Source organism: Pseudoalteromonas sp. NZS100 (assembly GCF_015864815.1).
Taxonomy (GTDB): Bacteria; Pseudomonadota; Gammaproteobacteria; order Enterobacterales; family Alteromonadaceae; genus Pseudoalteromonas; species Pseudoalteromonas distincta.
In genome coordinates this window covers 161,730-186,478 of sequence record NZ_JADYWM010000006.1, presented here as the reverse complement: position 1 = coordinate 186,478, position 24,749 = coordinate 161,730, and the positions used below count along the sequence as shown (strand labels likewise).

Genomic DNA, 24,749 nt, shown 5'->3' with positions numbered 1-24,749 from the left:
GGGCACCTTTACCGGTACCCGCTCAACCTAACCCCCTCAATATTACTCTCGAAACACCCCTGATAATTTTAAATTTAACAACTATTCTTTATTAACCCATTAAATAACAAGTAATAAGTTTTTTCATTCCTATAAATGATAATAAATTGTTGCATTTTTGTTCTTTGTTCCTAATACTGGTGAACGCCAAGGCTGACAAGCCCTAGTATGAATACCTTAAATGATAATAAAATATTACGTACACAACATTAAGGAATTGTATGAACAACACTAAGCGCACACACACATTAATTAAACCAAGTCACCTAATTGGTGCTGGTCTTGCTATGCTAATGAGCTTTTCTGCTGCGAGTAAAGACTACAAAATTATATTAATTCACGGGTTACAAACTTCGCAAATAACCAATAAGTCGGGTAGTGATGTAATTAATGACGGTGAAACATATTGGCAATCGTACTGGAATAATCGTGCGGATGAGCGAATTGATTGGCCTGCTTATGAACGTATTGAAGATAAAATTGCTACCGATTGGGTGTGGCCAAAGTTAAAGCAAATTTCACGCTCTAATTTATGCAGTGATGGCTGTGTATTTGTAACACATTCAACAGGCGACTTAGTTGCACGCCATATTATTGATAACCAAGAAAACTGGTTAGAAAACACAGGCTTACAGCCGCTTAATATTGTTGCGACGTTTGATTTAGCAGGCGCGGGCGGTGGAAGTGAGCTGGCTGATGTAGCAGTTAGTGCTTTAACTGGCGCATCATGGAACTTTGCGGTCGATGCAGCACTCAAATGGTGGCTAGGGAGCGATGTAACCGAAGCTGTTGGTGTATTACACGATTTAAAAGTAAATAATGCCCGTAAAATATCGCCATTTCCTGATGCACGTACACCTAGGTTACGCTTTGTGGCAGATGGTAATGCCTATTTAGGTTTAACAGGTGGGTTTTTAAAAGGTAATGATGATTCGGTTGTAGCATCGCACTCTTCATGTGGTGCAAGTTCGGCTGGCTCGTTTGGAAGTTGTAGCAGCAGTATTGATACAGATGGCCATTTAAAATCGCAAGGTGACGCTGTCAGTAGCTTTATGCCAAATCATTATCCAATGATGATGAGTGACAGTTATAGCCATAACGAAATACATAACGCGCAGCGTAAAGGTAATGTCACAATAGCCATGAATAACGTAAATGTTGAAGGTAATAACCTAGGGTTTAATACGTTTGATAAAACTACAGGTAGTTGGTTTTGGAAAAAACAATATCGTTATATTAAGGATTCAAATAATTTAAGCGCATCAGCACTTATTTATAATGTGATTCCATAACATAGAAGGCGTGTAGTTATACCAATCTGCATAAATCTTTGATCAATTTAACGAATTAAATTCCACTATAACGTCGTTAAAAATTTTTATTTAGAACAACTAGATACAAAAATTTTTGCCTAGTTCTAGCGTAATTTTCTTAACGTTAAATAGACCCCATATATAAGCAGGTTGGTATTAAAAACTATACGCCTTATAAAAGATTGAAATATAAAAATGAAAAAATTTTATGTCGTTGCTTTAATTATTAGCACTATTTTATTCTCGCTATGGTTTACTGGTAAAAATGATGCTCATAAAGTTGCTGAGCCAATAAAACCACAGGTTAAACACAGCGCGAACGCAGCTGACTTATCGCCTGTAAAAGTGATCCCTATAGATGTGCCTAAAGCTAAAAAACCACAATCAAAGAAGCAAATTGCGTTTAATGAAGACCTAACAAAAGCAGCGCAGCAAGTGGTGATGCAATACGAAAGTGCACTTAAGTTTCCTCCTTATTCCCAACCTTTAAGTCCTTTAGATGAAGATCGATTAAAGCCAAATCAATTTTATCCTGTGTCGAGCCCCATAGGTGAAAGCGGCGATGCTTTAACGGTAAGTCTCAAACAATATCGTTTTGTATATCCAGAAGAAATAACAATAAAGGTAAGCGCTCAAGGGCTTGGTAAAGTGGTCGTTGAACTTGCAAATACTGATACAAAGGAAGTATTAAATACCCATACGGGCAATGCGCGTGAAGGTGAGGCAATTATTACATTTAAAGAAGATGAAGATTACCCTCGTAGTTTGCAGGTGTATGTGCAGGGCGATGTTGAGGGTAAAAAAGTACCTGTAGTTGCGCAAATTCAATATATGCCGCCAAGTGCTACTTTAACAGGTTTTGAAATTGCTTATGCTCAAAATGAAAACATGGTTATGCCAGCTAATTTAACGGTGATAAAAAGTGGTTTGTATCGTGTTAGGGCGAATTTATATAGTGGTGATACACCACTTGCCCATTTGGTATCTAAGGAACGCTTAACACAAGGGAGTCAAACCGTAGACTTAAAAGCTCATTGGTCAGTATTACCTAAGGGCGTTACCGATATGCGCTTAAGTGACTTTGTAATAGAAAGAATGTCGCCAAGCCCAGGTGAGCGTAACAGCTTTGGGAATAGTGAAATAAGCCATTTTGATATAAACGATTTCTCGTACGACAGTTTACAGCAGTTGCCGTATCAGACTAATGCACAAGAAAAGTTAAGTTTGGAGTTTTTACAAGGCCTAGCTGAGAGTTAAAAAGACAACGCAATGCTGAATTGGTAAATTTAAGGGGGTTGTACATAAATACAACCCCCTTAAATTTGTTAGCTTAGATATGTTAGCTTAGGTTTATAGTAACTACACTTGGCGCTTCTTGTTCATCAAGCTCATTAGTAACAGGCACTTTAGGAATGTCTGGCTTATCAAGAGCTATATCGCCACCATCAATGACTTCACCTGTTTGTAAGTTTTTAAAATCAAACAAATCAGCATCAGCTAAGTGTGAAGGCACGACGTTTTGCATTGCTGTAAAAATACTCTCAATACGACCTGGATGCTCAGCATCCCATTTAGCGAGCATTGCTTTTGTATGTTTACGCTGTAGGTTTTCTTGCGAACCACATAGGTTACACGGAATAATTGGATAACCTTGCGCAAATGCGTATTGGCTTATATCGCTTTCTTTACAGTATGCCAGTGGGCGAATAACCATATGCTCGCCGTTATCACTCATTAATTTAGCCGGCATACTTTTTAGTTTTCCACCGTAAAACATATTTAAAAACAACGTTTCAATCATGTCGTCACGATGGTGGCCAAGGGCTATTTTAGTTGCGCCTAACTCATTTGCTGTGCGGTATAAAATACCACGGCGCAGTCGTGAGCAAAGTGAACAGGTTGTTTTACCTTCAGGAATAATATCAGTAACAATGCTGTAGGTATCTTCTTCTACAATTTTGTATTCAACATTTAATTTATCAAGATACTGAGGTAAAACGTGCTCAGGAAAACCTGGTTGTTTTTGATCTAGGTTTACAACAACGAGATCAAACTTTATAGGTGCTACACGTTTTAAATGTTGAAGCATTTCAAGCATTGTGTAGCTGTCTTTGCCACCTGATAAACACACCATTATACGGTCACCTTCTTCAATCATATTGAAGTCCATAACGGCTTGACCAGTTTGGCGACGTAAACGCTTTTGTAGCTTATTTAAGTTAAATTGAGCTTTAGCTTGATCTGAGTGTGACAATTACGCCCCCTAGTAAAACAATACAGCAAAGTTATTTGCTAAAAATAAAGGGGCGTATTATACCCAAACCACCTGAATATGCGAGTTTAGGATGTAATTAAACACGGTATTTTTAGCAAGTAACATCCAGTTTGTTACTAGCTAAATTTTTAATTAATCTAGTTTCTTTGCCAACGGGCTTACGTAACCATCGGGCTTGAGTGCCAGTACATCGCAGTCAAGGCTATCAATTACATGCTCTGCTGTATTACCTACTAAAGCGGCACTTAAACCTGTACGCCCAACGGTACCAATAACTACTAATTCACTATTTAACCGCTTAGCTACATCAGGGATTACATCCTCTGGTAGGCCTTCTTCAATAAAACATTGCTCTTGGCTTAAATTAAACTCAGCAGCAAGTGCATTCGTTGATTCAATGTGGTGTTTTTTAACTGATTCGTTATAAAGTCCAGGGTTAAACTCAGGAATTTCGATTGCTATATTTATGGGCGTTGCAGGATAAGCATTAACTAAATTAAGCTTTGCGTTGGCAAGTTCACATAAAAATTGTGCGTCTTTAATTACCCGTTTATTAAGTGCTACATGTTCTTCGTTTTCACTAACCGCATTCACAGCAGCTAAAATATTTCCGTTTGCTGGCCATGCCATTTCTTTAACAAACAACACCGGGGCAGGGCATTTTCGTACTAAATGCCAGTCGGTAGGGGTGAAAATAACGGATTTAAGTGCACCATGTTGATGTGTGCCTTTAATTACTAAATCGTACTTTTGATCAATTACAGTATCGATTATGGCTTCATAAGGACGGTTATGCCAAACCACTTGGGTGTCAATATTTATATCTTTGTAAGGTGAAATCATATCGTTAAGCCATAGCTGGCGATCTTTTAGTACGGCATCACGCATTGCTTCGCGTTCATCGCCAGATAGCATCGTTGTCATTTCATAAGAGAAGTCGTAAACCGTCATGAAGGCGGTAATACTTGCGCCAGATTTTTTGGCTAAGTCTATTGAACGTGATAAACCGTGTTGATCGTCTTTGGTAGGGTCAATAACCGCAATAATGCGTTTAATAGTGTTCATATGCTACTCCATTTGCCTAACGGGTGTACAATTAGTGTAACGCAAATATAAAACAGTTAAAGGGGTAGCATATAAATTGTTGTTCTAAATCAAACTATTTAATTTAGCGAGGCTTAACGATTGCTGCCGTTTTAGCTAAGGCATCATTATCTAAAATAGTAATAAATTTACCTTCTACTTTAATTAAGTCGGCTTTTTGAAAACGGCTTAATAAACGGCTAATGGTCTCTACGGTAAGGCCTAAGTAGTTACCTATTTCACCGCGAGTCATGGTAAATCTAAATTCTTTGCGTGAAAAACCACGTTCACCAAAACGCTCTGATAAGTTATAAATAAAACTAGCTAAGCGTTCTTCTGCTGATTTTTTATTGAGTAATAACAGCATTTCTTGATCGTATGTAATTTCGCTGCTCATTAAACGCATAATTTGTTGACGAAGTTTTGGTAATTTACCAGCAAGTTCGTCAAGGGTATCGAATGGTATTTCGCACACCATTGACGTTTCAAGTGCTTGTGAAAAACTCTGGTGCGCCATTTTGCTTATCGCGTCAAAGCCTACTAAGTCACCCGCTAAATGAAACCCGGTTATTTGCTCATCACCTTGCTCTGATAATGTGTACGATTTAAATGAGCCAGAGCGTACAGCATAAATAGCCTGTAAAGGCGCGCCTGATTCAAATAGATAATCGCCTTTATGGAGTGGTTTTTTTCGCTCAATAATTTCGTCTAGCTTATCCATTTCTTGGCCATTGAGAGAAAATGGCAAGCACAATTGACTAATACTGCAGTTATTACAGCTAATAGCACAATTACCTTTAGCGCGACTTTGAGAGAAATCCATAATTTAATCCGTTTAAATTTTTATACACACGACTGCAAAATAACCATAAAAGGTTAATACTGCGAATAGGTTATTGTATCAGCTTGTCAGTTGCAATTATCAATAAGTAGATACCATACCAGATTATAACACTGCCCAATACAATTCGGGTCCAAGGGTGGTTAATAATACTATTTAGTTTTTGTGCGGTAACGCCTAACGTGATCATTGCGGGGAAAGTACCCAAAGCAAAACAAAGCATCACTAAAGCACCGTCTAAGGCACTTGGGCTAGTCATCGCCCATGTAAGTGCTGAGTATACAAGTCCGCATGGAAGCCATCCCCACAAAGCACCGTAACCTAGAGCTTTAAAAGGGGAGTTAATAGGCATTAAGTATTTATTTAGCTTAACAATGTGTTGCCACACTAAGGTTTTACCAATTTTTTCTAACCATTGCAACGTAGGACCCAAGCGCATTATATACACGCCGACTAGGAGCATAAAAATAGCTGCAATGAATGAAAGTGCTAAAGAAAAAGATGTGTTTTGCCTAGCAAATTGGCTGCTAATACCAGCAACAAGTGCACCTGCTGCCATGTAGCTCAGTGCACGCCCGGTATTATAGGCAAATGAATAGGTAAATGTTTTGCGTTTATCACTTGCAAGTTGTAATGAGCTTGCAATACCGCCGCACATGGCAATGCAATGACCGCTACCTATTAGCCCCATTAAAAATGCGCTGGTGTAAAGAGGATCAATCATTACTTTTGTTATGTTGCTCTTTGTCATCTTCAAACAAAATACTATGACCTTGCTTATTTAAATCCGAAAACTGCTCACTTTTTACGGCCCAAAAGAAAACGCCTATAGCAATAATGACAAACAAAATGGCAATGGGGATCAAAATGTAAATTATGCTCATAACTTTAATAGCCTTAGTGAATTACTAATCACAATAATTGAGCTGGCAGACATGCCAATAACAGCCATCCACGGAGCGACTAAGCCCAGCGCTGCCAATGGTAATATGGACGCATTATACAATAAAGACAGCGCAAGGTTTTGCTTAATAATACGTCTGGTTTGTTTTGCCACATTGAGTAAATGATCAATTGAAGCTAAATCGCTATTAAGAAGCACTACATCGGCGCTATTTTTTGATATGTCAGCACCGGTTTCCATTGCAATGGATAAATGCGCGCTGGCAAATACAGGGCTGTCGTTTACGCCATCGCCGACCATTGCTACAACTTCGTTCTGTGACGCCCATTGTTCAACGGCTGTTTGTTTATCTTGTGGCGAACATCCAGATTGCACACTTTCAAGGTTGAGTTGTTTAGCTACTTTTTGCCCAGCATCTGATGCGTCACCGGTTAACATATGACACGTTAAATTTTGCGATTGAAGTGAGTCTATAAGTTTATTAGCATCGCTTTTCACTTTATCAATAAAGTAAAAACGAGCAACAACCTGCTTATTTATATACAAGCTTGCTTGTGCATTTGATTTTTTGCTATTAAACCAACCACTTTTACCAATTGCATAATGATTGTTTGCATCTTGTGCGCTAATTCCCAGACCTGGATGCACTTCAACGTTATTAAGATTGTGGTGAGCAGGAGTAATTTCATCAAATGCGCTGGCGATAGGGTGCTCAGAATAACGCTCTAACATAGCTGCTATATCTAGCACTTGCGCTTTTGTGTATTGCTTATCGAGTATATCTACTTCATCAAGGCTAAATTTACCTTGGGTGAGTGTGCCTGTTTTATCAAAGGCAAATAACGTAATTTGTGAGAGTGTTTCGAGCACATGCGCTTGTTTTATTAATACGCCTTTACGGGTCAAGGTTGCAACCGCGCATGTAAGTGCGGTTGGTATGGCTAAACTCAAGGCACATGGGCAGGTAGCAACTAAAACCGAAATGGTGATCCAAAATGCGTGTTCAGGGTCAATTTGGTACCAGCCAATAGCTGTAAGTGAAGCAAATATAAGCAGGCACGCTATAAACCATTGCGCAACTTTATCTGTAATTTCAACCAGTTTAGGGCGTTTAGTTAATGCGTTGTGTTGCAAGCGGATAATTTGATTTAAAAGGGTATTTTGGCCAATTTTATTGATTTTTATTTCAATAACGCCGTCGTGGTTAACGCAACCGGCGTAGACATTGTGGCCGATAAATTTTGTAACGGGTTGGTGTTCGCCCGTCATCATTGATTCATCAACCGTAGTTTTACCCTTAATAAGCTCGCCGTCGGCAGGGATTGTTTCACCCGCTTTAATAAGTACTACGTCATTAAGTTTTAGTTTTTTGGCTGCAATTATAAGTTCTTCACCACTGTCGTTAATGGTGCGGGCTGTTAATGGCAATAATTTTTGTAAGTTGGCAGTAAATTCGCTCGCTTTTAAACGCGCTCTAAATTCAAGGTATTTGCCCAGTAACAGCAAAAAAGTAAACATACATACAGATTCAAAATAGACCTCGCCTACTTGCATAAATGTGGCGTAACAACTTGCACCAAACGCACCAAAAATAGCCAGCGATACGGGTAAATCCATATTGAGCTGTTTTGCTTTTAAGCCATTTATAGCATTGGTTAAAAAGGGCAGTGCGCTGTATAAAACAACCGGAGATGCAAGTATTAAACTTATCCATCTAAAGTACTGTTCAAAATTGCTATCCATGCCTGAAAACATGCCAAAGTACATGGCAAACGCAAACATCATTACTTGCATTGTCATTAAACCTGCAACACCTAAGCGGCGAATATAAGATTTTGCAGTTTGCTGTTTTTGTTGTGCTTCAATATCGGATTGAAATGGGTAGGCTTTATAACCAATTTTGGCAAGTGCGGTAATAATTTCACTCAATGGGGTGGTGGTTTTGTCCCATTGGATCATCGCGCGGTTGGTGGATGTATTTACATCAACCCGTTTTACAGTATTTAAGTTTAAGAGTTGTTTTTCGATAAGCCATGCACACGCTGCGCAGGTTATACCTTCAACACTCAACAATACCTCTGAGATATTATCGTTAGTGGCTATAAATTCGTCTTGAATGTCTTCGTTGTCATAACTTTTTATAAATGCGAGTTGCTCAGGTACCAGTTGCTCAACCTTGCCTGCGCGAACAGTTCGGTATTTATAATAATCAGTCATACCTTGATCAACAATATTTTGCGCAACTGCTTGGCAGCCAATGCAACACATTGGCTGGGCAATATCGTCAATTATAACGTTTGCGCTAAATCCGTTTGGCACACTTTCAAGGCAATGAAAGCAAGAGTGAGACATAGTAATGATTACTTATAGTTAGGAGTAACTAAAACGGTTTCAGCCGTCGGTAGAACAATGTTTTCTTTTAGTTTCCAGCTGCCATCAATTGGCTCAATAAATACAGAATATGCACCTGGCGTATACTTATCAAGTAATGCAGTAAATTCTTGATTGGCATTAGGTGTAAGTGTGGCCTCAAAGTCATGCGCTTTAATAGTACGGTGGTAAAACGAAAGTTTTAAAACATGTACGTTGCTACTGTCACCTTTTGTAAACTTAAAGCTTACACGCTCGTTGGTTACATTTAATTCGCCATGTAAGTAAAGTGCTTTTGCTTTTTCAAACTTAGTCAGTTCTAAGTTTATTGCTTTGCCTTTTTTGTAGTAGTCGTCAACAACCATATCTGGGCCGTTACCTATTGCCGTAATAAATAAGCTAATACAGCCAATAATGGCAACTAACGGAAAAAAGATTAAAAACCAAGGCCAAAAATTTTTATACCACGGAGTAGGTTGCATAGTGTCTCTAAAATTAGTTTAGGAAGCGTTATTTTATAGGAATTATACGTAAAAGACTAAAAAAAAGCCTCCGACTGGAGGCTTTTTTGATCTGGATTAATCTATTGAATTAAATAAATTAATTTATAAACATTTTATTAACCGCGTGCTTATTTATCTTGCGATAAACTGTAAACGTAGGCTGTTAATAAGTGAATCTTATCTTCACCTAAAATGTCTTTCCAAGCAGGCATTACACCAGCACGGCCGTGGTTAAGCGTTTCTTCAACAGCACGTTGAGAACCACCGTATAACCAAATGTTGTCAGTCAGGTTAGGCGCGCCAAATGGTAGGTTATGTGCAACCGACCCTTTACCGTCAGCACCGTGACATGCAGCACACATAGCAAACTTAGCTTTACCTGCGGCAGCATCTTTTTGGTTAACAGTACGACCAGAAAGGCTCAGCACATGTGCAGTCATTTCTTTAACGCCTTGCTCACCAAGAGCATCGCCCCAAGCTGGCATTGCAGCTATACGACCATTAAGCAGTGTTTCTCTAATTTTGTCTGGTGTACCGCCATATAACCAATCTTTATCAGTTAGGTTAGGGAAGCCGGTTCCACCACGTGCATCAGAGCCGTGACATTGCGCACAGTTTTGTGAGAATAAACGCTGACCAATTTCGATGGCTAATTGACCATCTGTTTGTTCATGTTTGTCACCATTTTCAAGAGCAACTTGCTGCGCTGCGTCACCTTCAAATTTAGAATTAACTAAATCTAAAACCGGCACTTGTGCAAGTCGATTAAAAATAGGACCAAAGCGTTCTTCTGCAGCTTCATACTCTTTATCAAGTTTAACAAAACGACCTTCTGCTTTGGCCTCTGCAACTGCTTTTTTAGATTCAGCTAAAGACGTAATACCTTGGTTAGAGCTAGTCCATTTACCTAAACCTTCCCAGTTACCTAAACCTGGGAAAGCTGCAAGGTAATATACTGACCAAATAAAAGTTGCGAAAAACATGTAAGTCCACCATTTTGGTAGTGGATTATTTAGCTCTTCAATGCCGTCAAATTCATGTCCACAGCTTTCACCTTCTTTTACGCCAGCATAGTTTTTTAAGTTCCAAACTAATAGGCCAAAGATGATGCATAAGCATGCAAGGGTTAATACAATAACCCAAATACTCCAAAAGCTAGTCATTTTTCAGACTCCTTTTCCTCGTTAGAGAGTGTGTTGTTATGTTTTTTTTCATCTTCAAAAATGGCATTAGCAGCGCTATCAAAACGATTTTTGCTACGCTTGCTGTATGCCCATACAACAATCACAATAAACAATACTAAAATTACCAGAGTCAAAATGCCTCTGTATGTTCCGTAATCCATAATAATTTACTTCAAGTGGGTACCAAGTTGCTGTAAATACGCGATTAGAGCTTGGATTTCTGTTGCGCCTTCGCCGTTATTCATAGCGTTAACTTTTTCAACATCAGCTTTAAGTTCTTCGTCGCTGCCATAACCTAGGCCCGGGTGTTTAGGGTTTTCTGGGTTAATAGCAAAAGTATCACGGAAAATTTGTAGTTTTTTCAGAGTCAGGCTTGTATCTACCTTATCCTCTGCTAACCAAGGAAAACCTGGCATATTCGACTCAGGAACCACAGCACGTGGGTCAACTAAGTGAGCATAATGCCAGTCGTCCGAGTAACGTTTACCAACGCGAGCAAGATCAGGACCAGTACGTTTAGAACCCCATTGGAAAGGGTGATCCCATACTGATTCGCCTGCTACAGAGTAGTGACCGTAACGCTCAACTTCATCACGAAAAGGGCGGATCATTTGTGAGTGACAGTTATAACAACCTTCACGTACATATATGTCACGGCCTTCCATTTCTAAAGCATTAAGAGGGCGTAGGCCTTCTACTGGTTTAGTTGTGTCGTCTTGGAACATTAGCGGAGTAATTTCAACTAATGCACCAAAGCTGATAGCAAAAACAGTCAGAATAGCCATAAGGCCAACGTTCTTTTCTACTATTTCATGTTTGTTTTGTGAATTTTTATTGCTCATCATCTCACTCCGTTATGCTAATTGTGCTTGCGCGTCTAACTTCAGAGATTCTTTCTCAGCTGAAATTGTACGGAAAACGTTATAAGCCATAACTAACATGCCTGTTACGATGAATACACCGCCTACAAAACGCATAATGTAGAAAGGATGCGACGCTTCTAAAGACTGCACAAAGCTGTACATTAATGTACCGTCGGCATTTACCGCACGCCACATTAGACCTTGCATTACACCAGAGATCCACATCGCAACAATGTATAAAACAACACCTACAGTGTGTAACCAGAAGTGGGTGTTAACCAATTTAACGCTATACATACGACCTTGCGCAAATAACGCAGGAATTAAGTGGTAAATAGCACCAATTGAAATCATAGCAACCCAACCTAGTGCACCTGAGTGTACGTGGCCGATTGTCCAATCTGTGTAGTGAGATAACGCATTTACAGATTTAATTGCCATCATAGGGCCTTCGAACGTAGACATACCGTAGAAAGACAATGAAACAACTAAGAAGCGTAGTACTGGATCAGTACGCAGTTTATGCCATGCGCCTGATAGGGTCATAATACCGTTAATCATACCACCCCAAGACGGTACGAATAGGATAATAGACATAACCATACCTAAACTTTGCGTCCAATCAGGAAGCGCAGTGTAGTGAAGGTGGTGAGGACCTGCCCAGATATATAATGAAATTAATGCCCAAAAGTGAACTACCGATAAACGGTATGAGTAAACTGGGCGACCTGCTTGTTTTGGTACAAAGTAATACATCATACCCAAGAAACCAGCAGTTAATAGGAAACCTACAGCGTTATGACCGTACCACCACTGAACCATAGCATCTACTGCACCTGCGTAGATTGAGTATGATTTAGTTAACGACACAGGCACTGCCATGCTGTTTACAATGTGTAGTACTGCAACAGTAATAATAAAGCCAGCATAGAACCAGTTAGCAACATAAATGTGCGACACTTTACGCTTGATTAAAGTACCAAAGAATACAATAGCGTAAACAATCCAAACCACAGCGATTAAAATATCGATTGGCCATTCAAGTTCTGCGTATTCTTTTGAGCTAGTAATACCAAGTGGTAATGTAATTACTGCTAATACAATAACTAGCTGCCAGCCCCAAAATGAAAAGGCGGCGAGTTTGTCTGAGAAAAGACGCGTTTGACAAGTACGTTGTACGACGTAATAAGACGTCGCAAACAGTGCACTAGTACCAAATGCGAAAATTACTGCGTTCGTGTGTAACGGACGTAGTCGAGAGTAAGTTAACCATGGTGTATCAAAGTTAAGTGCTGGCCAAGCTAATTGGGCAGCAATCAGAACCCCAATACTCATGCCAACGATGCCCCAAATCACTGTCATAATAGCGAATTGGCGTACAACCTTATAGTTATACTCAGTTTGTGATGCTACTGTTTGGCTCATTTTCTGGCTTCCGCTGCAATAAATGCGTTTAGAAATGAATTACCCACTATTAAAAGTGGGGCCTACTATTTTTCTCAAGCGTGTTACCTAAAACTTTCAATACATGAAAACTTCAGAAAAAAACTTGAGAAACCCTTATTTTTTGCGGGTGAAATGATAAATTTTTTGGCCTAAAAAAGATAGGTCAATTACATAAAATTATGACATCAATCAAACTTTGTGAGCTTGTTGTTTATTTTTTGATACAGTTTGTGCCTAATTTGGCCTAATAGTAACACTCGCACTTGTTATTTACAGTCACGATTATTAGTATTTGCTTTTCTTTAGTGCGAAATTGTTATGCTTATATATAGGTTAAGTTTATTCACTGTGGTGTTTTTTTTATTAACAGCGTGTGATTTTTCTAAAAATACAGATGAAAAATTTCTTAAAAATGCCCAGTGCGAAGCCAATTTGCCTTGTACTTTTTCAAATGATGTTAAAGTATGGTTAAGCGAGAAAACCCTTTCCCCCGAAACCCCATTTACTATCTTTAGTGACTTACCTGCAAACGTTACAATTGAAGATGCCAAGCTTAAAGGCATCACTATGTACATGGGTTACATTCCCCAAAAATTTAAAAAACATAATGATCTTTGGCAAAGTAATACTATGGTTGGTATTTGTTCAGAGCAAAATATGCTTTGGAATTTAGAACTAACCGTTAAAGATAATGCCACCTCTGTAATACAAACACTCAATTACTCTTTTTACGTAACGTATTAAAGTTGCGACTACAAACTCTTGTATACAGCTTACATTTTTGATGTGAGTTCGTTTTCTTATACATACGATTATTTGAGTGACAAGATCAATAAAATTGCCTTTTTAGGTTTTAATACTGACAAAACTTCAATAGTGAATAAGTGCTCTCAAAAAGTTCAACTTTAATTACGACTGAATAAAAAATCTAATCAAAAAACCTTCCAAAGAGGCTAAATAAGACTATTTAAGCACCAAGTATGCATAAATATGGTTATTAATTAACATTTAGTTTTGCGGTTTTAATAATGTGCTGTGATTAAGTTGTTAATTTGTCTGTTTTTGGTACGTAGCTCAGTTAATTACATTTGATTACAAAGTGAATCACTTTGGTTTCAGGTGTGTTTCTAATGTTTCCTTATCTTTTCAAGGCGTTGTTTTTAAAGTGTATTTATTAATTAACACTGAAACATAATGTAACCTATGTACCTACTATGGTTATTCCATTTTATTTCTTGATATAAATTGAGCTGTCGTTAAGTTTTCGTTCAGTTAAAAGCGCCTAAGTTGCCCACCTGACTCACTATTCTAATAAAAAGTGAGCATTACCAATAAAGGTAAATTTCCAACAAGTAGGGTTCTTTCATGAAAAAATCAACTCTTGGTTTAGCTGTAATCGCAGCATTTCCAATGTTCTCAAGTGTGCAAGTTTTAGCGGCTGACGAAGCAGCTACATCAATTGAAAAAATTCAGGTAACTGGCTCTCGCATTAATCGTACTGATATGGAAACATCAAGCCCAATCACAGTTATCGGTGATGACTTCATTGCAAAAAGTGGTTTCACATCGGTTGCTGACATACTTTCTACTCAGCCATCAGCTGCTGGTATTAGCTTAGGCGCTTCAAGTAATAATGGTTCAGGTGGTTCTGCGACAGTCAACCTACGTGGTATGGGCTCGCAACGTACACTGGTATTATTAAATGGTCGTCGTATGGTTTCTTCAGGAACCGGCGCAGATTCTTCTGTTGATTTAAATACCATTCCTGTAGCAATGATCAAATCTATAGAAATCTTAAAAGACGGCGCGTCTGCAGTATATGGCTCTGATGCTATTGCTGGTGTTGTTAACATCATAACAAAGAAAGATTTTGAAGGTTCAGAGCTTAACGTTGAAGGCAGCCGCACTACAAAAGGTGATGGCAATAATTACGGTGTTAGTTTATTACACGGAATGAATATTGCCGATGGCAACTTAGTTGTTGGTGCTCAATACTCAAACCGTGGTGAAGTAATTCAGTCGGATCGTCGTTTTGTAGAGCCTGGCGAGTCTTCATTTATTCCTGAAGGAACACTGGGCGGCAGAACTTACCAGGGTAATGGTGTTTTTGCAGATAGAACTACTTCATACGATTTCACAACATCAAGCTATGCTCAAACACCTAATGAGCTATACAGCTTATTTACTAGTTTTGACAAAGAGCTAGACTCAGACACTACATTTAATGTTGATTTGATGTATACACGTCGTGAATCTAACCAACAACTTGCACCACAACCAGCAAGTATTGATTTAAGTACTTCTAGCTTGGATTCAACTTACACAGATAGCTTCCGTGACGCAGATACAGGCGATCTTGCTGACTCTTTAGAGTACAGAAGAAGAATGGTTGATGCTGGTCCTCGTATTTATGAGCAAGAAACTGACACTTACCGTGTATCTGTTGCATTACAAGGTTTATTAGATAACGATGCAAGCTGGGATGTAAGTGCAACTTACGGTCGTAATGACTCAAAAGATAAAGTTCAAAACTCAATTAATGCAAGTCGAGTTGAAGAAAGCATTTATGCAAACCAAGCTCTTTGGTTTAGCGGTGATTCTTTAGATCGTAGCTTATTAACATCTAACGATTCAATTTATACTGAGTCAAACGAAGGTGGTAACGAGCAATTTATTCTTTCAGCTGGTTATAGCGCAGTCACAGAAAGTGATATTGGTTACGCAATCGGTGTAGAAAACCGCTTTGAAAGTGGTTACTACACACCAGATCTAATTACTCAGATTGGTGAGAGCACAGCTGCACAACAAGATCCAACTGAAGGTGATTTCTCAGTACAGTCTATCTACTTTGAAACATCTATGCCGGTATTAGAGACTGTTACCCTTGAAGGTGCTGCTCGCTACGATAACTACTCTACCTTTGGTGGCGAAACAACGTGGAAACTTGGTGCAACGTGGAATGTAACTGAAGAGTTTATGGTTCGTTCTGTATTAGCTACTGGCTTTAGAGCACCAAACGTATCAGAACTGTTTGGTGGTAACTCAGGTTCGTACGATTACCTAGCTGATCCATGGGGCAACGAACAAGATGCTCAAATACTTGTAAACTACACAAGTGATAACGATCTTAAAGCCGAAGAAAGTCGCTCTTTCACTTTTGGTATGGTTTGGGAAGTAGCTGACGGCTTATCAACAACTCTAGATTACTGGAAGTTTGATATTACTAATGCGATTACTCGCTTAGATGTTCAAAACGAAATGAATAGCTGTTTTGCAGGTGACTCAGAATCATGTTCATCAGTAAACATCACACAATCTGGTGACTTATCTAACCTAAGTTCAGCACTAACTAACGTAGGTTCTCAAGAAACATCAGGTGTTGATTGGAATATTAGCTACTCTGCAGATAACTATCGTATAAACCTTGATACAACTTATTTAATCAAGTTTGAAGAAGATGACATTAATTACACTGGCACTATTGATGGCAACATCGGTGGATACTCTAAAATTAAATCTAATCTATCTGTAAGCTACGATATAACTGATGCATTTAATGTGCTTTATAATGCACGTTTTCTCCGTGGTATGGACGGCGATTACTACGGTGAGTCGTTTAGCACAGATAACGTTATTTACCATGATATTTCTATGAGCTATAACATCAATGATGCACTTCGTGTTACCGGTGGTATGAACAATATCTTTGATAAAGAGCCAGAAGAAGTTCTAGGCGGCAATGATATGGGCACTGTTCCAGAAATTTACGATGTAGTTGGTTCTCGCGTGTTTGCAAGTGTAAACTACAAGTTTTAACTAGCACATTAATCTTATTAAGGCTCAGTATTTACTGAGCCTTTTTTATTGAACAAAATAAAGGAGACAAGTACACTAAAACGATATTTTAGAAGGAGAACTGATTGTTAAAACAAGATGAAAACTTATCTTTTGTCATTGAACCAGAACTAACTCCTCGTTCTGAACAGCGCATAGATCTGTATTTTTCTATCCCTAATGAAATGGGGATCAATCCGCAAACACTTACCGAAGAATCTTACTTTAATAACCACTTTAAATCACACTTAGCGTATAACGCTAACAATATACACTTGCCTTTAGTGCGAAGCCGTTTTGTTAGTAAAAACAAAGGTGAGCAACAAGATTACCGGCAAAACCTTAATTTATTTTGTTACCAAGTACGTTTAGCCCTTGATGCCGACATTAAAGACGCGTTAAAAATTGATGAGGCAGAAGATTTTTATAAACGGGCTAACGAGGTATATGAGCAAAGCGAAGGGCTTTTAAAAAAGCTACGTCGCTACACACCAGATGACGAAAAACTACTGCCATTTTTTACCAATGCCGATAACTATTTAAGTTGGCATGTTGAGCAATCTTTTTTAAAGCTTTTAGATGAAGGCCCACGTAGTAGCGATTATGCAAAAGAGCGTAACGATTTACTGCAGTTTTGTAAAAGCGAAAATACGTATCGAGCAGAGAAAAGCTACAACTCTGAAACCACTATGCAAGACGCAAATCGAATAACAAATAAAATGCGCTTGTTACAACGCTTAATTGAGCACGGCGTAATATTACAGCGTCAAACGCGGTTTCTTAACAGCTACCTTAAACGATTAGTTAAAGGCACTGTAACAGCTGTTATCATGGCATTTGTGATGGTTGTGATACTTAATGCCCGCTCAACGTTTACGGAAGTCACCGCGACGCTTATTTTAATTTTAGGAGTTATTTACGGGCTGCGTGAAATATTTAAAGAAGATATTACACGTATGATTTGGCGAGCCATTGTACAAGGGCGACCTAAGTGGCGATTTAGTTTTAAAAATAGTATTACCAAAGACAAAGTAGCGAGTCAGCTAATTTGGCTTGAATACATGCGCTTTAAGAAAATACCTAAAGAAGTGAAATCTATTTTTTCAAAACGTCGTCAACAAAATAAACAAGCTGCGCAGTGGTTACATTTTGCAAGTGAGACACGTGTTAGTGCGAAAGAGTTTTTGCCCGGCTACGATACACTACAGCACACGCTACAATTTAATCTTGCACCATTTGCACGTTATTTAAAGCGTGGTGAAGGGAAGCTATATCATTTAGACAGTAATAAAATTTCTAAGCAGGCTGTAGAAAGGCGTTATCAATTAAACATGGTACTTGTTCTAACAGAGGAAGATAAAACACTCTATCAACGCTATAAAATAACGTTAAATCGCAGTAAAATCGTTAATATTGAGCTTATCTACTCCAAAAAGTGAGTTTTATTAATTTAAAAAGGGGCTGATACAATCAGCCCCTAATATTTGGTCACTTTATTTATTAGCTAAGCCATGTTTGCTATATAAAGTTACTTTGTCTGATACTAGTGTGATCTCGATATTTTTTGCTTCATCGCCCCATATACAGTTAGTATGCAGTGTTTTTTCAACACAGTTATCAGCACTGCCTAAAATAGTTTCAACTTCAGTCTTATCCATGCCTACTTTAATTTTTTCATAATTTTCAAGACTTACCTTAGAACAAGCCGCAAGGCTTAATGTAGCTGCGATGATAAGGAGTTTTTTCATTGTTATATCCTACTTAATATTAATGTTTGAATTTTCTGATCTGGACAATCATGCCCATTCGTGGATGGTCAAAGTAATGTACTTCACCACTAATTACACGTCTAAACTGAGAAAAACGGGCTGACTCTATATCGCCGTTTTCTAGCTTTTGGCTAATATCAAAATTAGCTGTTATGTATAAATAATGTCGTAAATGTATTTTAAATAAACCGTCTAGTTCCCATTCTGCTTTTGATTGATCTGGGTCGTTAAATAGCGCCGGTTGTGAATTTAATAAACTTACAAAATCAGGGTTTGAATAGCTAGGTGTTACATTGGGTTCATTTTTAAGATGCTTACCCGCTATTAAATGTATGCTTGGGGCGCGTGACTTACTTGCGCCTTCAAAGCGCCAGCCAGTATGTAGGATAGGTGTTAAGCCTTTGCGGTCCAGTTGCCTATACTGCGCTTTAAATTGCAGCTGTTGCGGCGCTAATAAATAAGTTTGCTGCATATCATCTTTAGCGGGTGCTAAAGGCGTTACAGGTAGCTCATCGTAGCTTTGTAGGTAGTTAATACTGTTGTCACATACACCCGATTGCGGGTTTGAATTAACTAATGAATCAGTAAAAGTGCGTTTTTGAAAACGCTCATCGCCATCTATGCAGGCCTGCATTGCTTGTTCAGTGTAAAGAGGGGTCAGTAAGTCTAACGTATTTTTATCTTCGATAGCTTTGTGCTTAAGGCTAAAGTCTTCTTGTAAATACGGGGCAGGGCGCTGTTTAAATACAAGCACCTCAACCTCAAACCAGCGTTCTGCAAATGCAGTGCTGCTAAATAAGCAGCATAAAACAATAAGCGATTTTTTTAGCAACATTAATGGCTAACCTTTTTTTCGAAATCTGCAATCATTGCAGTGACCATTTTTAAGCGTTCGCGGGCATTTGCCTCACTAATTGCAAAGCGCAGTTTATTTGCGCCATCCATTTTGTACACCTTAGGCGCACTTTGTATCAAGCCAATGATGAAGCTAGGGTTAACCTTGGTATCTTGGCTAAACTCAAAGTAACCACCTTTTGGGTTTGCCTCAATTTTAGTTATACCTAAATTACTAGCCTTCATTTTTAATAATTGTAGGCTAAATAGGTTTTTAGCCGCATCAGGTAGTAAACCAAAGCGGTCTATTAGTTCTACCTGAAGTTCATCCATATCATCAAGGTTAGCACAACTTGCAATGCGCTTATACATACCCAAACGTGCATTAACATCGTGTATGTAGTCATCAGGTAATAATGCAGCCAGTTTTAAATCTACTTCGGTTTGTTTTTGAAGTAGGTTTTCAAGCGTTGGCTCTTTACCTTCGCGCAGCGCATTTACTGCTTGTTCGAGCATTTCCATATACAAACTAAAGCCGATGGTTTGCATTTGGCCTGATTGATCATCGCCAAGTAGCTCACCCGCACCACGAATTTCTAAATCGTGTGTAGCGAGGGCAAAACCTGCACCTAAATCTTCTAACGATTCGATTGCTTGTAAGCGTTTACTCGCATCTTTAGAAAGCGCTTTAGGATCACCTGTTAGTAAGTAGGCATACGCTTGATGGTGGCTTCGCCCAACTCGTCCACGTAATTGGTGTAACTGGGCAAGGCCGAGTTTATCTGCTCTGTCCATGATAATGGTATTAGCCGTAGGCACATCAATACCGGTTTCGATAATCGTGGTACATACCAGCACGTTGTATTTTTGATGGTAAAAGTCAGTCATTATTTGCTCAAGCTCTTGCTCGCGCATTTGGCCATGGGCTGTAGTCACACTGGCTTCAGGTACCCATTCACTAATTTCTTGTGCAACACGCTCAATAGTTTCTACGTTGTTATGTAAAAAGTAAACTTGGCCACCGCGTTTAATTTCTCGCAGTACCGCTTCGCGTATTAGTTCTACATCGCGTTGGCGTACAAAGGTTTTTACCGCTAAACGTTTAGCCGGTGGCGTTGCGATTATCGATAAATCGCGCATGCCGCTCATGGCCATGTTGAGTGTACGAGGTATTGGTGTTGCAGTCAGTGTGAGTATGTCTACATCGGCGCGCAGTGCTTTAATTTTCTCTTTTTGGCGAACACCAAAGCGATGTTCTTCATCAACAATTAACAAGCCTAAATCGTTAAATTTAATGTCTTGCTGAATAAGCTTATGCGTACCAATAACTATATCGAGCTTACCATTGGCCATTTTTTCAAGTGTGTCTTTTTGCTCTTTAGTGGAGTTAAAGCGCGAAAGTACACCTACTTCAATAGGAAAATCAGCAAAGCGGTCTTTAAAGTTTTCATAGTGTTGTTGAGCCAGCAGGGTGGTGGGCACTAAAATAGCTACCTGCTTATCATCGTTAACTGCTACAAAAGCAGCGCGCATGGCCACTTCTGTTTTACCAAAGCCTACGTCACCACACACTAAGCGGTCCATGGCTTGTTTTGATTGCATATCACCTAATACGGCTTCTATGGCGTTGCGCTGATCGTCTGTTTCTTCAAACGGGAAGCTATCGCTAAATTGGCGATATGCAGGGGCGTCTAGGGTAAATTTATTACCAGGTTTTGCTTGGCGCTGAGCATAAATGTCGAGTAATTCAGCGGCGACATCGCGAACTTTTTCAGCCGCACGTTTTTTTGCTTTTTCCCACGCATCTGAGCCAAGCTTATGCAGCGGGGCGCTGGCTTCTTCACCGCCAGAGTATCGACTCAGCATATGCAATGCAGATACTGGCACGTACAATTTAGCTTCACTTGCGTAAGTAATTGTTACAAATTCAGTAACTACACCTGCAGCATCAATTGTTTGCAAACCTTGGTAACGCCCAACACCGTGATCAAGATGCACAACAGGTTGACCTTCCTTAAGCTCGGCTAAATTACGAATTAGCGCATCTTGGCTGGCTTCGTACTTGTGCTTGCGGCGTCTGCGCTGAGATACTTTTATGCCAAGCAGTTCTTGCTCGGTAATAATAGAAAGGCTTGGTTTAGTGCCAAGTACGACACTTTGCTCGAGCGGACTTACTATTAAGCCTACGTCACTTGAACTTTTTATAAATTGTTCGAGTGTTTCAAATTCTTTAAATTTTAAACCGCTTGGTTTTAAAATGCTCAGCAATGATTCGCGACGACCGTCCGATTCAACACTGAGTAATATGCGGCCTTTTTTCTTTTTTTGCTCTGCTACATAATTTATAAACGCGCCATAAGGTTCATGCTGTTTATGATCAATACGAATGGCTGGCAGCTCGCTAACGCTTAAGTTTTTATTGCCCGCTTTAGTACCAAGCTTTGCAAGGGATAATCTAATACGTGCAAAATTGCCTAAATTAGAAAACAGCTCTTCAATTGGCTGATAAAGCGCATTGGGTTCAAGTAATGGACGAAGTGGGTCAACTCTGCGGTTTTCATAGCGTACATTTACATCGTGCCAAAAGTTATCTGCGGCATGCTCTAAATCACCCAGCTGCATAACGGTTGTTGTATCTGGCAGGTAGTCAAAAATAGTCGCGAGCTTTTCAAAAAACAACGGCATGTAGTATTCAATACCTGCAGGCCAGTTACCTTTGCTTACTTGCATGTATACTGAATCTTGCTGCGAGCTTGCGCCAAATTTTTCACGGTAGCTTATTCTAAAACGTTCAATATCAGCGTCGTTAGTAGGAAATTCATGCGCTGGAAGTAGCTCAATTTTATCTACTTTTTCATCAGAGCGCTGTGTTTCTACATCAAATAAGCGAATGCTATCGAGTTCGTCATCAAAAAAGTCGAGTCTAAATGGGTGTGGGCTACCCATTGGGTATAAGTCAACGATAGAGCCGCGTATAGCGTATTCGCCGTGCTCCATTACTTGTTGAACATTTAAATAACCAGCTTGCTCTAAGTTATCACGAAAGTTATGTGTGTCTAGTTTGTCGCCTACTTTAAAGTTTATTGTTGAACCGTAAATAAATGAGGCCGGGGCTGTGCGCAACATTAAAGTAGATACAGGCACAATTAACACACTTTGTTGTTCTTTTTTTAAGGTGTTTAAAGTGGCCAAACGGGCTGAAATAATATCTTGATGGGGAGAAAAATGATCGTATGGCAGAGTTTCCCAATCAGGAAATACCATGACTGGGTTATCGGGTAATAAATATTCTAACTCTGTTTCAAGGCGCAGTGCGCTTGGCGTATCCGGCGTAACAATTAAGACTAAGTTATCTTGTTGTTTAACGCCTTCAGCAATAGCAATACTTAAACCACTTCCGCTTAGCTGGCCCCATTGAATTTTATCTTTATGAGATTTTACCCAAGGCAAGGCTGCCCATTGCTCAAACGCCATTTATTACTCCATTTATAGTTGGCTCTTAGCAAGTAAGAGCCATCTTGAGTTAAGATTACTTAGTCTCGGTATATTTTTGTTAGGTCTTTATAGTGATCAATTCGTCTATCACGTAAGAAAGGCCAGATACGTCTTACGTTTTCTGAGCGTTTTTGATCAATTTCTACTACTAAAATTTGCTCATCAGTATTATTAGCCTCTGCTAATAGTTCACCTTGTGGGCCTGCAATAAACGAATTGCCCCAAAACGAAATACCATCGCTTTGCGCACTAGGGTCACTTTCATGGCCAACGCGGTTACAGCTAATTACCGGCACGCCATTGGCAACAGCATGGGCACGCTGGCTAATAACCCACGCATCTTTTTGACGAGTTTGCTCAGCAATGTCGTCGTTAGGATCCCAACCGATAGCGGTTGGGTAAATTAATACCTCAGCGCCAGCCATTGCCATTAAACGTGCAGCTTCAGGAAACCATTGATCCCAACATACTAGCACGCCTAATTTACCCACTGAGGTTTGAATAGGCTCAAAACCGATATCACCTGGGGTAAAGTAAAATTTTTCGTAAAAACCTGGATCATCAGGAATATGCATTTTGCGGTATTTACCTGCAATACTGCCGTCTTGCTCTAATACAACCGCAGTATTGTGATAAAGGCCCGTAGCGCGTTTTTCAAATAAAGACGTGACAATAACAATGCTTAGCTCTTTAGCAAGCTCACCTAAGGCATTACTGCTAGGGCCTGGAATGGTTTCGGCTAAATCAAATACGTCAACATTTTCGGTTTGGCAAAAGTAGAGGCTTCGGTGTAGCTCTTGGAGTACAACCAGTTTTGCACCTTTTTGAGCGGCTTCACGAATGGCACTTATTGATTTTGCCATATTGTCCTGAGCGTTATCGGTATTGCTTTGTTGCACTAACGCAACGGTTAATTTTGCAGGGCTTGTCATTGTGCTGCTCCAGCTAAAAATCCACGAGGTAATTGCATTGTAATACAGTGCAGGCTGCCAAATTGTTCAATAATTGGTTGGCAATTTACGCCAATAATCGTGTGTTGTGGGTATGCTTTTTGAACTTGCGCAAGAGCACCCTCATCATTGGTATCATTATACGTTGGCACAAGCACAGCATTATTAATAATTAAGTAGTTAGCGTAGGTAGCCGGTAAGCGTGTTTGCTCATCGTCATAAGCGGCTTTTGGCCACGGTAACTCAATTAAGTTATATGGGGTGTTATCGGCAGTTTTAAAGGTTTTTAGTTGTTTTTCCATCGCATCAAGTGCGCTAAAGTGCTCATCAGTTTTATCGTCACACTGCACATATACAAGGGTATTATTTGGTGCAAAGCGCACTAAAGTATCAATGTGGCTGTCGGTGTCATCGCCCGCTAAATAGCCATGTTCAACCCATAAAAAACTGGTCGCGCCTAAGTGCTCTTTTAAAAGTGCTTCAATATCATTTGGGTTTAAATCAGGGTTACGGTTTTTATTAAGCAAACACTCACTGGTTGTTAGCAACACACCGTGCTCGTTTATTTCAATACCGCCACCTTCAAGTACCATATCGAGCGCTTGATATTGGTTGTTTGTGCTACTTAGCTCTTTTACCAAAGTACAATTAATTTGATTGTCTAATGCACTTTCAAACTTATTGCCCCAACCATTAAAAGTAAAATCATATACTTTTAATTGCTCTGGTGAATCAATAGCGGCGCAAGTAAGCGGACCATGATCGCGCGCCCAGGTATCGTTAGTAGGCGTTACTACAAAATGAACACGATTAAGAGAGACGTTAGCACTATTTAGTAATGCTGTAATATGCACTTTTAAGGCACTGTTATGCGCCACAATAACAAGCTGTTGCTGCGTTGTTATGTGTTTAGCAAGTTCAATATATACAGGTTCTACACGCGCTAAGTTGTCGGCCCAATCGGTGTCTTTGTGAGGCCATGTAAACATGACAGCGTCTTGCTCGGCCCATTCTGGTAAAAGTCTAAAGTTCATGAATTTTATATA

At 39.4% G+C, this 24,749-nt stretch carries 21 protein-coding genes; 5 read left to right on the top strand and 16 right to left on the bottom strand.

The window, feature by feature from the left end; all coding sequences use genetic code 11:
• Positions 1–260: 260 nt before the first annotated feature.
• Positions 261–1,331, top strand: coding sequence for a hypothetical protein (locus I6E69_RS08585; protein ID WP_197121050.1), 1,071 nt, complete (start codon positions 261–263; stop codon positions 1,329–1,331).
• Between the two features lie 216 nt (positions 1,332–1,547).
• Positions 1,548–2,609: a hypothetical protein gene (locus I6E69_RS08580; RefSeq protein ID WP_197121049.1), complete on the top strand. Its 1,062-nt coding sequence runs from the start codon at positions 1,548–1,550 to the stop codon at positions 2,607–2,609.
• 82 nt (positions 2,610–2,691) lie between these two features.
• Here I6E69_RS08580 and ttcA read toward each other — a convergent pair whose 3' ends face one another.
• The 11 genes from ttcA to ccoN all read right to left on the bottom strand — a co-directional run bounded on the left by ttcA (position 2,692) and on the right by ccoN (position 12,800).
• Positions 2,692–3,606 (bottom strand): tRNA 2-thiocytidine(32) synthetase TtcA, encoded by a 915-nt coding sequence (gene ttcA, locus I6E69_RS08575; RefSeq protein ID WP_002963067.1) that lies wholly within the window; start codon positions 3,604–3,606, stop codon positions 2,692–2,694.
• A 153-nt stretch (positions 3,607–3,759) separates the two neighbouring features.
• Entirely contained in the window at positions 3,760–4,692 is a 933-nt protein-coding gene (uspE, locus tag I6E69_RS08570) for a universal stress protein UspE (protein WP_197121048.1), read from the bottom strand.
• A gap of 103 nt (positions 4,693–4,795) precedes the next feature.
• On the bottom strand, positions 4,796–5,533 hold the full coding sequence (locus I6E69_RS08565) for an FNR family transcription factor (protein ID WP_002963069.1): 738 nt from the start codon (positions 5,531–5,533) through the stop codon (positions 4,796–4,798).
• A 70-nt stretch (positions 5,534–5,603) separates the two neighbouring features.
• On the bottom strand, positions 5,604–6,275 hold the full coding sequence (locus I6E69_RS08560) for a sulfite exporter TauE/SafE family protein (RefSeq protein ID WP_039490095.1): 672 nt from the start codon (positions 6,273–6,275) through the stop codon (positions 5,604–5,606).
• Complete coding sequence (gene ccoS, locus I6E69_RS08555) at positions 6,268–6,435, bottom strand: cbb3-type cytochrome oxidase assembly protein CcoS (RefSeq protein ID WP_002963071.1); 168 nt, start codon at positions 6,433–6,435, stop codon at positions 6,268–6,270. The genes I6E69_RS08560 and ccoS overlap by 8 nt, the downstream gene beginning before the upstream one ends.
• Positions 6,432–8,807 carry a heavy metal translocating P-type ATPase gene (locus I6E69_RS08550; RefSeq protein ID WP_197121047.1) on the bottom strand — a complete coding sequence of 792 codons (2,376 nt, stop codon included), beginning with the start codon at positions 8,805–8,807 and terminating at the stop codon, positions 6,432–6,434. The genes ccoS and I6E69_RS08550 overlap by 4 nt, the downstream gene beginning before the upstream one ends.
• Before the next feature lie 8 nt (positions 8,808–8,815).
• The gene (locus tag I6E69_RS08545) at positions 8,816–9,307 is read right to left on the bottom strand and encodes a FixH family protein (protein WP_002963075.1); all 492 of its coding nucleotides are present in this window, start codon (positions 9,305–9,307) and stop codon (positions 8,816–8,818) included.
• Between the two features lie 149 nt (positions 9,308–9,456).
• The gene (gene ccoP, locus I6E69_RS08540; protein ID WP_197121046.1) at positions 9,457–10,491 is read right to left on the bottom strand and encodes a cytochrome-c oxidase, cbb3-type subunit III; all 1,035 of its coding nucleotides are present in this window, start codon (positions 10,489–10,491) and stop codon (positions 9,457–9,459) included.
• Positions 10,488–10,673 carry a CcoQ/FixQ family Cbb3-type cytochrome c oxidase assembly chaperone gene (locus tag I6E69_RS08535; protein ID WP_024597380.1) on the bottom strand — a complete coding sequence of 62 codons (186 nt, stop codon included), beginning with the start codon at positions 10,671–10,673 and terminating at the stop codon, positions 10,488–10,490. Before I6E69_RS08535 ends, ccoP begins: the two co-directional genes overlap by 4 nt.
• Positions 10,674–10,679: 6 nt before the next feature.
• Positions 10,680–11,354, bottom strand: a complete 675-nt coding sequence (gene ccoO, locus I6E69_RS08530) for a cytochrome-c oxidase, cbb3-type subunit II (protein ID WP_024597379.1) — start codon at positions 11,352–11,354, stop codon at positions 10,680–10,682.
• Positions 11,355–11,366: 12 nt separating this feature from the next.
• The gene (ccoN, locus tag I6E69_RS08525) at positions 11,367–12,800 is read right to left on the bottom strand and encodes a cytochrome-c oxidase, cbb3-type subunit I (RefSeq protein WP_002961515.1); all 1,434 of its coding nucleotides are present in this window, start codon (positions 12,798–12,800) and stop codon (positions 11,367–11,369) included.
• A gap of 339 nt (positions 12,801–13,139) precedes the next feature.
• Here ccoN and I6E69_RS08520 point away from each other — a divergent pair, with 339 nt between their 5' ends.
• The 3 genes from I6E69_RS08520 to I6E69_RS08510 all read left to right on the top strand — a co-directional run bounded on the left by I6E69_RS08520 (position 13,140) and on the right by I6E69_RS08510 (position 18,094).
• A complete protein-coding gene (locus tag I6E69_RS08520; RefSeq protein ID WP_039490088.1) occupies positions 13,140–13,565 on the top strand; it encodes a hypothetical protein in 426 nt (141 codons plus the stop codon).
• A 621-nt stretch (positions 13,566–14,186) separates the two neighbouring features.
• The gene (locus tag I6E69_RS08515; RefSeq protein WP_197121045.1) at positions 14,187–16,637 is read left to right on the top strand and encodes a TonB-dependent receptor; all 2,451 of its coding nucleotides are present in this window, start codon (positions 14,187–14,189) and stop codon (positions 16,635–16,637) included.
• A gap of 104 nt (positions 16,638–16,741) precedes the next feature.
• Positions 16,742–18,094 (top strand): hypothetical protein, encoded by a 1,353-nt coding sequence (locus I6E69_RS08510; RefSeq protein WP_024597376.1) that lies wholly within the window; start codon positions 16,742–16,744, stop codon positions 18,092–18,094.
• Positions 18,095–18,148: 54 nt separating this feature from the next.
• Here the strand turns inward: I6E69_RS08510 and I6E69_RS08505 are convergent, their stop codons facing one another.
• The 5 genes from I6E69_RS08505 to I6E69_RS08485 are packed head-to-tail and all read right to left on the bottom strand — an operon-like array spanning position 18,149 to position 24,737.
• Positions 18,149–18,403, bottom strand: coding sequence for a hypothetical protein (locus I6E69_RS08505; protein WP_002961511.1), 255 nt, complete (start codon positions 18,401–18,403; stop codon positions 18,149–18,151).
• A gap of 19 nt (positions 18,404–18,422) precedes the next feature.
• A complete protein-coding gene (locus I6E69_RS08500; protein WP_138488892.1) occupies positions 18,423–19,259 on the bottom strand; it encodes a peptidoglycan binding protein CsiV in 837 nt (278 codons plus the stop codon).
• Positions 19,259–22,732, bottom strand: coding sequence for a transcription-repair coupling factor (mfd, locus tag I6E69_RS08495; RefSeq protein WP_197121044.1), 3,474 nt, complete (start codon positions 22,730–22,732; stop codon positions 19,259–19,261). The genes I6E69_RS08500 and mfd overlap by 1 nt, the downstream gene beginning before the upstream one ends.
• A 59-nt stretch (positions 22,733–22,791) precedes the next feature.
• Positions 22,792–23,685 (bottom strand): carbon-nitrogen hydrolase, encoded by an 894-nt coding sequence (locus I6E69_RS08490; protein WP_197121043.1) that lies wholly within the window; start codon positions 23,683–23,685, stop codon positions 22,792–22,794.
• Positions 23,682–24,737 (bottom strand): agmatine/peptidylarginine deiminase, encoded by a 1,056-nt coding sequence (locus tag I6E69_RS08485; protein WP_197121042.1) that lies wholly within the window; start codon positions 24,735–24,737, stop codon positions 23,682–23,684. Before I6E69_RS08485 ends, I6E69_RS08490 begins: the two co-directional genes overlap by 4 nt.
• Between the last annotated feature and the right edge of the window lie 12 nt (positions 24,738–24,749).